We start from the raw sequence: 12,647 nt of genomic DNA, 5'->3' as shown, positions 1-12,647 counted from the left end.
TTTGCCCTCCGAAAGGATCCCATGATTTTCTTTTCCGATATGGATGGAACGCTGCTCACCTCCGACAAGCGCATCACGCCCGAAACCTGGGCTGCGCTCGACGCGATTCACGATGCGGGCATGCAATTCGTCCCCTGCACAGCGCGTGCCTTCAACGGCGTGCCGGCGGAGCTTTTGGCGCATCCGTCCGTGCGCTACGTTGTGGCATCGAACGGTGCCTCGGTTGTGGACCTACAAACGCAGGCCCAAATCCACGCCGTGCATCTCACGCGCCAGCACGTGCTTGACATCTACCAGGTGGCCCGCGGCTATCGCGATATCACGTTCGACATCTTTTCCAATGGCGCCTGCTATTCTGAGCGGGCACGCTACGATCGCCTTGCCGAGTTCGCCGGCGAGCTCTCCACCTTGGAGTCGCTCCAGAGCAACCGCACGCCCTACGACGAGCCCTGCGAGAAGTTCATTGCTGAGCACGACGATTTTGAGCGCATTACCATTTATTGGAAAAACGAGCGCGATGCCGCCGAGCTCAAAGCCGTCTACAGCCAAGACCCCACGCTCGCCATCGTACGCTCCGCGCCCAATAACATCGAGCTTTCCGACCCTGCAGCAACCAAGGGCGGCGCCCTTACCTGGCTGTGCGGACACCTGGGCATAGACGTTGCAGATTCGGTTGCCTTTGGTGACAACATCAACGACATCTCGATGATCGAAGCGGCGGGCTGCGGCGTGGCGATGAAAAACGCCGAGCCCGAAGACATCGCGGCCGCAAACCTGGTTGCCGACTACAACGATCGAAACGGCGTTGCCAAAGTGATTATGGAAAAGCTCGGACGGTAAGCGCCGCTGCCTTCTAAACCCAGATGCACTCAAAAGCCCCGGCTCAGCAAAATCGAGCCGGAGCCTTCTGCATCACTGCATGCTAACGACAACGCGTGGATCCAGGCGCCCCTTTTGAAACGCAAATGTGTGGCGGAAAATCAAACGTTTTCGAACGAGTGGCGGATAATTGTGCATCCTGGTGCCACATTCGAGCTCAAAACGCTTTAAAAGCCGCCACTCATCTAAAAATGATTGAAAAGCCGCCACTCGTCAGAATTATTTGGAGTCCAAATGCTGTCGCAGCAGCCGCCCATAAGCGCCTGCAAGAAAACGGCGGTCGCGAAACAAGCCATTCCGCAGACCGCCGCATACATCGAGAAGCCTCACTTCCCCCTGCCGCTGTTGTGCTCGGCGTCGGTAGCGTTGGCATAACCGTAGTGGCGCGCGATGTTATCCATGTTCGCAATGGCGAGGTTTACGCCGTTATGCCAGCACGAAATTGCATAGCGCTCGTAAATCGCGATCGTGCGGGCAGAATAGCTCTTGAGCTCGCCGCGCAGGTAGCTCTCAAACGAAGTCGAATCAGGCTTGTCGTCCTCGGAAAGAAGCGGGCGGCCGCCTTCGGCCATGCGCGGGAACAAAACATTTGCCTGCGCCTGCCACACCAGGAAGAACTTGACGATATGCTCGATGCGCTCACATACCTCATACGGAAGAAGCGGAAGCTGAGAGGCGATCTGCTTAAACGCCGTGTCGTCGGTGTTTTCCATCATCCAGGCGTACTTCTCGGTCATCAAAGAACGACCAGTTGCCGAAGCGGTCGAGACATCATCGAGATACGACTCGAGAAGCTCGTCCGAATAGGTCTGCAAAAGCGAGGTGCGCATGATCTTGAAGGTGTCGGGGCGCCGCTGACAAGACGCAACACCACCTTCGTTATTCACATGCAGGAAGTCCTCCCATTCGATGCGTACGATTGTGTCGATAAGTTCTGCTCTGGACATGATAGTCACTCCCGTCTCTAGTCGCGCGGCATCGCGCACGGCGCCATTCCCGCCGCGGTGCCCAATGTCCTGATGGTGTTCACATGGTCAAGCAAGAAGACCGATGTATCATCCGTAAGTTCCTGACGCGCCAGCTCTGCCACGATCAGCGCGGCTGCATCGTCAAGCTCGTTTTGAAGGGCGCGCGCGTTGCAAGTTCCAAGCGCACCCGTAAACGACCCGGCAGCGCGCAGATGCGCCGCAACCGCACGGCCCAGCTCTCCGCAACAGCGTTCGCACGAGGTAAGGGCCCATTTGTAGTACGGGCAAAAGCGATGCGACAGTTCGTGCACAAGCAGGCATGCGGCCTCGACGGCACGCGCATAGGCCAAGCAGCAGCCAGCTTCGTCGCCACGAACCGCAGCACGCACTAGGTTGTACTGGCCCGCTTGAGCAAAGTCCATGCATCGCTGCGCGATGCGCTGCAGTCGCACGGCATCGGGGTATCCCAAAAGCAAGCGCTCGCGTATACGCGAAAAATCGCCCGGCCCATCGTAAAAAACGTCCCCGTTCGTGGCTGCCGCGAGGGCGTGCTCGGGCGTATGTGCCCACTCGGCAAGCGTGCAAGGGCCCTCGGAGCATCCCGTAAAGTACGCGTAGTGAGTTGCCACGGTCCATGCACCAGCCCTCCCTTGAGGAGCCCGGGCATGAAATCCCAAGATGGGATAGCCACAGTAGTTCGAGGGAAGCGCGCGCATGATCTGGTCGGCGGAGGCGGCGAGCGCCTGTTCTCCGTCGCGGGCCCAAACGCACAGGGAAACGCCCCAGTCGTGATCGCGAGAGACCTCGTCGTCAAAGCCAAAGCGATCCGATCCGTCGCCCACGCTGCCTACGGCAATGCGAGAAAACGCCTCGTCTCCCAGGCCGCGACGCAACTCGGGCAAAGCCACCTTGGCGGCATATTCACGCGTCAGCTCAAGACCTTGCATTCAGGTCCCCCCGCACGCGCTCGATGTTTTGACAGACTATCGTATAGGCGCGCGATTCGGTACCGAACAGCTCACCTGCAATTTCGCGCGACTCCTCAAAAAGCTCAAGCGCATGCTCGGGCTCTCCTTGATCTGCAAGGAATCCCGCCACGTTGTTAAGAGCGCTCGCGTAACTGGCGCTGACGCGGCCGTTAAGCTCGAGCGTCATAGCGCGTCCGCGCTCAAAAAGGTCTTTTGCACGCGTGACATCGCCCGCATGCCACAGGCAGACGCCAAGGTTCATAAGCGTTGTTGCAATAGAATTGGGATGCTGGGTGCCGGCAGCCGAACCCTCGAGCAGCGCCAAAGCGCGCTCATGACACGCGCGCGCCTCATCATAGCGACCCTGGTCTTGGTAGAGCAGGCCGATGTTGTTGTAGCAGCTGATGGTGCGCCAGTCGTCCTCAGGCAAGCTTGCCTGATAGATCGTAAGGGCGTGCTTGAACGTCTCCTCGGCCTTATCGAAATCTCTGCAGAGACGGTAAAGACCAGCCAGGTTATTGACCGTCGTACCATACTCGGAATTTGTTTCGCCCCACGCTTCGCGTAAGATCTCCCCAGCCTCGATAAAGTGCTCGCGAGCATCGTCATAGCGGCCAAGATAGCGCTCGACCGAAGCGGCATCGTTCAAAGCAATGGCCAGATGCACATCCCCCGGCGCACAGACAGAGCGTGCGCACGCGAGTTCCTCGCAGGCCACGGGATACGCAAGTGCATATTCACCGCGCATCATATGGGCCTGAAGCCGCTCGATGATTTGATTGAGCTCCGTATAGTCTGGCTCGTCTACGTATCCCATAGTCGCACCCACTCTCACGCACTTGCCATAGCTGCTATGAGATTCTACGGGAAAGATGAGATTCCCCTTTGTGCGCCCTGCCCATAGCTCTCGGCAGCGGTCGAGAGATGTCGGCGTACGGAGCTGCAGTGAGAAATAAACAAGTTGCCAAAGGCTGCCGTGCGAGACCCCGATGCGCATCGGGACCTTGCGCGCCCAAGCACGGAAACTTACTTCTGCTCGTTCAAAATACGGCGCATCTCGGCCTGAACGGCATGCTCGTAGTTGTAGCCCACCACGCGGTCGGCCACGGCCTTAAGGGCAGGGCGGCCGTTTGCCATAGCGCAACCGCAGCCCACCATGCGCACGATCTCGTAGTCGTTCATGGAGTCGCCAAAAGCCATGACTTCCTCGGTCTTGATGCCATAGTAATCCATGATCTGAGCGATGCCCGAAGCCTTGGTCACGCCAAGCTGGAGAGCGTCGATCCATGCGTTGCCGGAAGGTGCGAACACAAATTTGTCGCCCAGCTCGCGCTGAAGCACGTACGCGTTATCCATCACGTTGCCGTCATCGCAAAAAATCGATGCCTTAAGGATATTCACCTCGGGATCGGGCAGGTCCCAAATGCGCTCAGCGTTGGGAAGGTCTTTGTCCACCTCGCGCACGAACTTGCTCTCGTCGTCAAGCAAAAAGGACTTCGTACGGTCGAACAACGCCAGGTGCAGGTTGTCGAACATCTCGATCACACGGGCAAGCTCGCGAATAGCGAGATGCGAGTACACCTCGCGATCGATCAGTTGGCCGTCCGCGTAGACCTGCGCGCCGTTTGATGCCACGAAATCCATGTGTTCGCGCACCGGCTCGAAAAACGTGCACAAGCGATCATAGCGACGGCCAGAAGAGGCGGCGAAATGAACGCCCTTCTCACGCAGAGCCTCGATAAGCTCAAACGTCTCAGAGGGAACCTCACCGTGCTCATCGAGCAACGTACCATCCATGTCAGAAGCAATAAGTTTGATCATGCGAACAGGGCCTCCTAAACAACCTGTGCAACAACCTTCTCTCACGCCCAGCATACCCATTTCGCATTAGCACCATAGCTACAATGCGCCCGCTTGCGACAATCGTCACAAGCGGGCGCACGCGAAAAAGGGGGACAACGTTAGCGTGGCGTCAGGCCTGCGCTAGGCAGAAATCAAACGCTCGTAAATCGTCTCAAGATCGGCAGCCGTCAAAGGCTTAATCGTATTTGCCGGACTGCCCGAATCGATAGCGTCTTTTGCCATCTTGGGAATCTGAGCACGGAATTCATCGACATCGATACCATAGCTTGCAAGCGTGGGGATGTTGAGCTTTCGCAGCAGCTCGGCGATGACATCGAGCAATTCATTTGCTGCCGTCTCGTCATCTGTTGCAACAGATGCACCCACTTCACGCGCCACGGCGGCGAACTGCGGATAGGCACCGTCCACCACATAGCGCAGGCACTCCAGCATAATCATGGCGTTGGAGAGGCCGTGCGGTACATGGAAGAGTGCACCGATAGGTCGACTCATGCCATGGATGATGGTCACGCTCGCATTGTTGAAGGCAACACCCGCCTCGGTCGCGGCAATGGCCATCTGGGTGCGCGCCTCAACGTTTTCGGGCTCGGTATAGCACGTGTAAAGATGTGCCAAGATACGTTTGATGGCACTTATCGAGAAGGTGTAGCTCATGGGCTGCATCTTCTTGGACGTAGCCGATTCGAGCGCATGGCACAAAGCGTCAACACCTGTGTTTGCCGTGACGCTCGCCGGCGCCGTGCATGTGAATTGCGGGTCCACAATGGCAACGTCGGGCAAAACCTTGGCACCCGCAAGGAGCATCTTGATGCCCTGACGCGTGTTGTTGATGATCGTGAACTGCGTGGCTTCCGAACCCGTGCCCGCCGTAGTGGGGATGGCCACAAGCGGCGGACGATCAAAATCCAGGGCAACACCCATCTGCTCGTCGATGTCGCCATCGCAAGCGGTCATCATGGCAATGGCCTTCATAGCGTCGATGGGACTGCCGCCGCCAAGGCCCACGTACATATCGCAGCCCGACGCCTTGAATGCGGCGATTCCCGCCTCGATCATAATGTCACTCGGCTCGCCCGTGATCTGGTCGAACACCTCAAAGCCAAGCCCTGCGCGCTCAAGGGCGTCGGTTACCGTTTTGCAGTTGCCAAGCTTGACCATCATGGGGTCGGTCACCACAAAAGCCTTGGTTCCCAAACCGCGCAGGATGTCGAGCGAATCGTCGAGCGCGCCCTGCCCGGATACAATGCGCGAGGGCGTCAAAAACAAACGTGCCACGGGATAGCCTCCTTACTGCATGACGACGGTCGTGCGGTAACCGCCCGGGATGATCGCGTTTTCAAACGCCTGTTGAATCTGGTCGAACGGATACTCCTTATCAACCAGCGGTGACACGTCGATCTCGCCCGAGCCCAGCAGATGACAGGACTCCTTGAAGTCTGCAAACTCGCCCAAGAAGGTGCCGAAGATCTGCATCTTGCCGTAGTGAATCTTGTTAGCATCGACGCCCACCTCCGGTGCGGGATAGCCCGCGGCAAACATCAAAACCTTACCATGCAGTTTCTTGAGCATAGCGAAGCCTTGCTTGTTTGCTGCCGTCGCGGCAACTGCCAAGATCACGGTGTCAGCTCCGCGGCCATCGGTACGTGCACGTACCTCCTCGACAGGATCGACCCTGGATCCGTCGATAACTTCGAGGCCAAGCTGCTCTGCCACGCGGATCTTCTTCTCCATGAGCTCGGAGACAATCACGCGAGCGCCCTTTTGCTTGGCGACAAGCGCATTGAGCACGCCCATGGTGCCGCCGCCGATGACCACTACGGTCTCGCCCTTTTTGATATCGAGCTTCTTGATGCCGTTGATCACCGTGGCGAGCGGCTCCAGGAAGCCCGCCTCGGAGGGACGAATCTTGTTCTCAAACTTATAGATGGATTCCTGCGATTGCACCAGGTACTCGGCACAGCCGTCATAGCGGCCATAGTAGCCGTCGGGCCACTGGGTGTCATAGGGTTTCACGCCGGGCGCCTCGGAGGTGCGGCCCTCGAGCGCCTCGGTAGAGTACGGGTCAAAGGTGTAGGAGCCACCCACGAAGTCGCCCACGGCAAGGCCGGAAACCCTCTCGCCCACCTGGATGATCTCGCCTGCCCATTCGTGGCCAAAGGTCATGGGCAGCGGCTTATTGGTGCGAGCGCCACTCCACAGGCCGTACTCAGACGTGCACAGGTTGCAGGACAAGATCTTGATGAGTACATCATGCTCACCCAAATCGTGAATGGGGCGGACGACGATCTGTGCGTCGTGAGCAGCGTTGATGATAGCGGTACGGGTTTCGGTAACGATGGGCTTCATGGTTTCCCCTTTTCTATCGAAGATGGTGTCGTCGGTGCCGCACGCAGGTGTGGGGCAAATGATAGGTTTCCGGGAATGGAGTTAAATGCGACCGGCAGAGTCAAAGAGCTCCATGTAGTGCATGAGACTCTTCTGATAGCCGTTCTTGCAGCTATCCTCCATAAGCTGGGTGATCTTTTTCTTGGCGTTCTTGAACTCGTCCTCGGTTACTTCCTCGGCGGTTCCCTCGTGAATGGCGATCTCGCGCTTGAGGGCCTGCAGCCAGGCTTCGCCCAGATCTGTATACAGGTTGACCTTCTGGATGCCCGTCTTAACTGCACGCCGGAGATTCTCGTCGCCGGTGCCAGAACCACCGTGGAGCACAAGCGGAATCTCAAGGTCGCTAGCCAAGGTTGACAACAGGTCGAACTCAAGATGCGGAGTGCCCTTGTAGACACCGTGCGAGGTGCCCACCGCCACGGCAAGACAATCGACACCCGTGCGCTCGACGAACTCGGCAGCCTCCTCGGGATGCGTGAGGCCCGCATCGCGCGTCGCCTCGTACTCGACGCCCTGGCCCACATGACCCAGTTCCGCCTCAACGGAGACGCCCACGGCATGGGCAATGCGAACCACATCGGCAACCTGTGCCACGTTGTCCTCGAACGAAAGCGTCGATCGATCGACCATCACGGAGCTATAACCGGAGCGAATAGCCAAGATGACATGCTCAAACGGGCCGCCGTGATCGAGGTTAAGCGCCCAGGGAATACGCGGATGCTTGGTACCGTAGTATTTGGCGATCATGCCCGTCTCCTCAATGCCCATGGCATAGCCAACATTAAGAATCACCGGCGAGTCGAGCTCCTCTGCCGCGTTAAACGCCGCCTCGACACTCTCTTTGTCAAACACGTTGGGGGCAGGCACGGCGTAGCCACCGCGCTTTGCCTCCACCAGCAAGTCCTTCATGGGCTCGAGCATACGGATCAGTCTCCTTTGCCTCGTTTCGGACGGCCGCACCCTCCCTTTCGCGGTCCAGCCGCGCGAGCACCTCTCTGCTCACCTATGACTATAGAAATATATAGTTTTGATTGTAGAAACTGTAAAACTTGGCTCTGCAAACGGTTGAAAAACCGCGCTAAACGGCTAATTTCTCAAATTTCTATTTTAGAATTTGATTATTAGAGTCTTTTATTTTGTAAAAACTATAATAAGAAACATCAATCGTTATAGTTTCTAAACCGGGAGATCCCATGAAAGAACGTCGCCGTGCCATCGTAGAGCTCGTCAACAAGATGAGCAGCGTGTCCATCGCACAGCTCAAAGAGGCTTTCCCCGAGGTCTCCGAGATGACCATTCGAAACGACATCAAGGCTCTCGACCGTGAGCACAAGCTCGTGCGCGTCTACGGCGGCGTACGCTCGCTCGAGTTCGCTGTGGGCGCCGACGGCCTTTTTGACGTGCGTCGCAATCAAAATGTCGATGCCAAGGCGACCATCGCGGCAAAGGCAGCAAAGCTCGTGCGTCCCAACACCACCATCTATTTGGATTCGGGCAGCACGCTCGCCAAATTCGCCGCCGCGCTACCCGACGAGCACCTCATGGTCTTCACCTGCGGCATCTATAACGTTATGGAGCTCGGCCATTTTGACACCGTCGACGTGATCGTACCGGGCGGCACCCTCAACCGCTGCAACATGTGCTTGCATGGCAGCCGCGCCATCCGCGAGATTCGCAAGCTGCGCTTCGACCAGGTCTTCATCGGCGCCGCCTCATACAGTAAAACGGCAGGGCTCTCCTGCGGCTCCGACGAGGAAGCCGAGCTCAAGCGCGCATGCCTCGAGCAGGCAGAACAGAAGGTCTTGCTGCTCGACTCAACCAAGTTGGGCAAAATCTCGACGTTTGCCATCTGCGATATCGACCAGTTTGACGTCATCGTCACCGACGGCAACATGCCCGCCGATTTTCTCGAGCGTTGCTCCGCCGCGGACGTCGACGTCCTATAGCGCCGCGGCGACACCTAAAACCCAACAGCAATGCAAAAAAGAAGCGGCGCCACCGATGTGGCGCCGCTTCGCTGTCGCAGCTCAAATAAGAAAAGCCAAGCCCGTCCTTAAATCAGCTTGAAGCCCTTGCGCTTGCCCACGGAGAGGGTATCGCCCACCTTAAGCTCAGACGGGTCGATGTTGTAGCTCTTGGGTGCTACGGTCTTACCGTTAATCTTCACGCCGCCGCCGTCGATGTCGCGGCGAGCCGCACCTGCACTGGCAGAAAGGCCCAGGTCCTTGAGCAGGCCCGCAAGGTAGATCATACCCTCGTCGTTGACGGTAAGCTCAACGTGCTTCTCGGGGAAGTCGGCGAGCTGGCCCTCCTTGAACACGCGATCGAACTCGGCCTGCGCCTCGTCGCCCGCGCCGTCGCCATGATAGGTGTCGCACAGGTCGCGGCCAAGGGCGCGCTTGAGCTCGTACGGGTCGGCAGAGCCATCGGCAAGGGCGGCGTCGATCTTATCGACCTCAGCGGGAGACAAGGAGCTGGCCAGACGGTAGTACTTGCCAATCATCTCGTCGGGAATGGACATGGTCTTGCCAAACATATCCTTGGGCTCATCGGTCAGGCCGATGTAGTTGCCATAGGACTTGGACATCTTGCGCACGCCGTCGGTACCCTCGAGCAGCGGCATGGTGAGCGCGATCTGCGGCTCCATGCCCATCTTCTCCATGAGCTCGCGGCCGGCAAGCAGGTTAAACAGCTGATCGGTGCCGCCCATCTCGACATCGGACTTAATCATGACCGAGTCGTAAGCCTGCATCACGGGATAGAGGAACTCGTGCAAAGCGATGGGGGTCTGAGACTGATAGCGCTTGGTGAAGTCATCGCGCTCGAGGATACGGGCAACGGTGAACTTGGATGCCACGGCGAGCAGCTCCTTGAGACCCATGGGGAACATCCAGTCGCCGTTGTGAACGATGGTGGTCTTCTCGGGGTCGAGGATCTTCATCGCCTGGGAGACGTAGGTCTCGGCATTGGCCTCAACCTGCTCCTGCGAAAGCTGCGGACGCGTGGTGTTCTTGCCCGACGGGTCACCGATGGTTGCGGTGCCGTTACCGATGATCAGGGTCACGCGATGGCCCAGGTCCTGAAACTGACGCATCTTGCGCAGCGGGACGGCATGGCCCAGGTGAAGGTCGGGAGAGGTAGGGTCGACGCCGAGCTTGATATTGAGCGGCGTGCCCTTCTCGAGCTTCTTGCGCAGGTCTGCCTCGGGAATAATCTGGGCGGCACCCGAGGTAATGATCTTCATCTGTTCGTCGACTGGAAGCATCGCTTCTCCTTTAAATGGTTATAGCGCCCTCACCCCGATAGAGCGGTGCTGATTACTGTTGGTAACTCGTTGATTGTAGCGAAGACCGAGGCTTTGCGCGAGGTCATTTACCCGACATGAGCAAGCTTCACGCCTCGCTGGCAGCGGCACATGCCGCAGCAAGAGTGCCGATGGCGCATTCGAGCTCGTCTGCGCCAAGCAGCATGGCATCGATGGCAAATCCGCCCGTGCCAAAGCGCAACAGCGTATCGACATCCTCGGTGCGATTGAGCATGCAAGCATCAAAGGTGCGCGTGCGGCCATGGGCATCCACGCGAACCGGCAGGCGTGCGCCCGAAGCCTCCACCAGATAGCGTTCCTGCCGACGCCGCTCGCACGCGACGCAGGAATGCGGGCACGGGCCTTCGGCAGTAAGAAGGCAATGCTCAGTCACCATCAGTTGCGGATATCCGCAGACAAGCATGCCAACGCGCACTTCCTCGCGAGTAGCACGGCACACCGCCTCGCGCGCCTCGTCCAAAGAGAGCTCATCGGGCAGCCAAACGCAGCTCGCACCGCGCCGTCCAAACCACGCGGCGCTTTGCCCGTTGGTCGCCGAAAGCGGAGCGGCCACATCAAAAGGAACGTCCGCCTCCTTTGCCATCTGCATATGCGCGTAATTGCGGCAGATGACCTTGCGGGCACGACGGCAAAGGTAGCGCGTGCGCGCCTCATCGATCATACGCGAAGGCTCGTCGAGCATGACGGTAAGACGCGGCAAGAGGTCTTCCCATGCATCCGCGTCTTCGTCAAGAGCCATCTGGCGCACGGCCACCTCGTCAACTCGAACGTCGTGAAGCAAGGCCGCCGCTCGCACGGGAGTATCGACCGCCACGGAAAGGCAGGCGCCCCTAGCGGTAGGAACAGCAGGCTCAACCGACAGGCCCAAAGGCTCAGAAACGCACCGACCGACATGCGCCGGCACATAATCGGAAGAATAGGACTCCAACTCGGTGCGCATGCGCGCAAGCGCGGCATCGGTGCGTTCCAGCACCTCAACCGAGCTAATTCGATTGACGATGCTCCCCACTTCGACCTTGCGCTTGCAATGAACGTCGATTACCTCGCCAGCTTTCGCATCGACAGGGCAGGGAACCTGCGGCCAGCGCTTGGGGACATCTGCCGGAGCGTCGGGGCCGGGCGTGGAGCGAATCTCAAGCATGTCACCCGCGCGCACGGCGGCGCACAGGCGAACGGAAACCTCCTCATACCGGCGCTCGACGAGCTCTCCCACACACAGTCCCTGGTTACACGCGCGTTCGAAACTCATGAGCTCTGCACCCGAGGCTCCCCGCAGATACGCATCGGTAAAGCCGCGATTGAACGACATGCCCAGCTTGCGTTTGCATGCAGCGGCAACATCGCTGTCCCACGAGCCCGCACCCACGGCGTCGAGCGCGCGGCGATAGGCCCCCACCACGTTAAAGACGTAATCGGGATTCTTCATGCGCCCCTCAATCTTGAGGGCCGAAACACCTGCCTCCACAAGCTCGCGCACATGATCGATCGAGCAGTAGTCGCGCGGGCACAGTAGGCGCTCCCCCTCCTGCACGTTAACGGAGTTCCCCTTCCCATCCTGCAAATCGTAGGTAAAGCGACACGGCTGCGTACAGTCTCCGCGGTTTGCCGAGCGCCCCCTTCGCAAAGCGGACGCCGCGCACGCGCCCGAATAACAGATGCAGATGGCTCCGTGGCAGAAGACCTCGATGGGCATGCCGACAGAGCATACGTTCGCAATTTCGGGCAAGGAGAGCTCGCGCGAGACCGTGATGCGCTCGACCCCCAAGTGCTCACGCACGTATTCGACACCCGCGGGCGACATGACCCCCGTTTGGGTGGAGAGATGAATCTCGGCATGAGGAATGGCGCGCTGGATTGCCCGCACCTGTGCGACATCGGCGACAATGAAGGCGTCTGCGCCCGCGGCATCGGCCTCACGCACAAGGTCCAGCGCGGGCACGAGCTCATGTTCGCGCAGGTAAACATTGCATGTCACGTACACGCGCACCCCATGCGCATGCGCCAAGCGCACCGCGCGCGCAAACTCGACGGGCTCGATATCTTTCGCACTCGCGCGGGCGTTGAAAGCGCCAAGCCCGCAGTAGACGGCATCGGCACCCGCGGCAACAGCCGCAAGGAGCGCATCGATAGAGCCCGCAGGGGCCAAAAGCTCTGGTAAGGGTCGATTCATGTTCACCTGGCTATCGCTTGCGAGGCATACCGGCGCCAGTGCGTCCGGGTATGCAGTCGGTCTGGAATTTAGCACTAATAAGGATACAC

General features: G+C 58.8%; 11 protein-coding genes. 2 read left to right on the top strand and 9 right to left on the bottom strand.

What is annotated here, in order from left to right; all coding sequences use genetic code 11:
- The first annotated feature begins 21 nt into the window (after window positions 1-21).
- On the top strand, window positions 22-840 hold the full coding sequence (locus HF320_RS02720) for a Cof-type HAD-IIB family hydrolase (RefSeq protein ID WP_169276916.1): 819 nt from the start codon (window positions 22-24) through the stop codon (window positions 838-840).
- Window positions 841-1,205: 365 nt separating this feature from the next.
- Here the strand turns inward: HF320_RS02720 and HF320_RS02715 are convergent, their stop codons facing one another.
- The 7 genes from HF320_RS02715 to HF320_RS02685 form a co-directional block, all read right to left on the bottom strand.
- Window positions 1,206-1,826 (bottom strand): DUF4125 family protein, encoded by a 621-nt coding sequence (locus HF320_RS02715; RefSeq protein WP_022386633.1) that lies wholly within the window; start codon window positions 1,824-1,826, stop codon window positions 1,206-1,208.
- A 17-nt stretch (window positions 1,827-1,843) separates the two neighbouring features.
- Window positions 1,844-2,794 (bottom strand): DUF4037 domain-containing protein, encoded by a 951-nt coding sequence (locus tag HF320_RS02710; RefSeq protein ID WP_169276915.1) that lies wholly within the window; start codon window positions 2,792-2,794, stop codon window positions 1,844-1,846.
- On the bottom strand, window positions 2,781-3,632 hold the full coding sequence (locus HF320_RS02705) for a tetratricopeptide repeat protein (RefSeq protein WP_169276914.1): 852 nt from the start codon (window positions 3,630-3,632) through the stop codon (window positions 2,781-2,783). Before HF320_RS02705 ends, HF320_RS02710 begins: the two co-directional genes overlap by 14 nt.
- A gap of 209 nt (window positions 3,633-3,841) precedes the next feature.
- A complete protein-coding gene (locus HF320_RS02700) occupies window positions 3,842-4,636 on the bottom strand; it encodes a Cof-type HAD-IIB family hydrolase (protein ID WP_169276913.1) in 795 nt (264 codons plus the stop codon).
- Between the two features lie 162 nt (window positions 4,637-4,798).
- The gene (locus HF320_RS02695) at window positions 4,799-5,953 is read right to left on the bottom strand and encodes an iron-containing alcohol dehydrogenase (protein WP_169276912.1); all 1,155 of its coding nucleotides are present in this window, start codon (window positions 5,951-5,953) and stop codon (window positions 4,799-4,801) included.
- Window positions 5,954-5,965: 12 nt separating this feature from the next.
- Window positions 5,966-7,024 carry a zinc-dependent alcohol dehydrogenase gene (locus HF320_RS02690; protein ID WP_169276911.1) on the bottom strand — a complete coding sequence of 353 codons (1,059 nt, stop codon included), beginning with the start codon at window positions 7,022-7,024 and terminating at the stop codon, window positions 5,966-5,968.
- Window positions 7,025-7,105: 81 nt separating this feature from the next.
- Window positions 7,106-7,984, bottom strand: coding sequence for a class II fructose-bisphosphate aldolase (locus HF320_RS02685; protein WP_248276554.1), 879 nt, complete (start codon window positions 7,982-7,984; stop codon window positions 7,106-7,108).
- A gap of 272 nt (window positions 7,985-8,256) precedes the next feature.
- Here HF320_RS02685 and HF320_RS02680 point away from each other — a divergent pair, with 272 nt between their 5' ends.
- A complete protein-coding gene (locus HF320_RS02680; RefSeq protein ID WP_169276910.1) occupies window positions 8,257-9,009 on the top strand; it encodes a DeoR/GlpR family DNA-binding transcription regulator in 753 nt (250 codons plus the stop codon).
- A 107-nt stretch (window positions 9,010-9,116) separates the two neighbouring features.
- On the opposite strand, the gene tyrS is transcribed toward HF320_RS02680, so the two are convergent.
- Together tyrS and HF320_RS02670 are read right to left on the bottom strand one after the other, a co-directional pair.
- A complete protein-coding gene (gene tyrS / locus HF320_RS02675) occupies window positions 9,117-10,328 on the bottom strand; it encodes a tyrosine--tRNA ligase (RefSeq protein WP_169276909.1) in 1,212 nt (403 codons plus the stop codon).
- 127 nt (window positions 10,329-10,455) lie between these two features.
- The gene (locus HF320_RS02670; protein ID WP_248276583.1) at window positions 10,456-12,558 is read right to left on the bottom strand and encodes a U32 family peptidase; all 2,103 of its coding nucleotides are present in this window, start codon (window positions 12,556-12,558) and stop codon (window positions 10,456-10,458) included.
- Between the last annotated feature and the right edge of the window lie 89 nt (window positions 12,559-12,647).

Origin of the sequence: Collinsella acetigenes (assembly GCF_012844445.1) — a bacterium.
GTDB lineage: Bacteria > Actinomycetota > Coriobacteriia > Coriobacteriales > Coriobacteriaceae > Collinsella > Collinsella acetigenes.
Note: the sequence above shows the minus strand (reverse complement) of the source record. Positions and strands in the feature narration are given on the sequence as shown.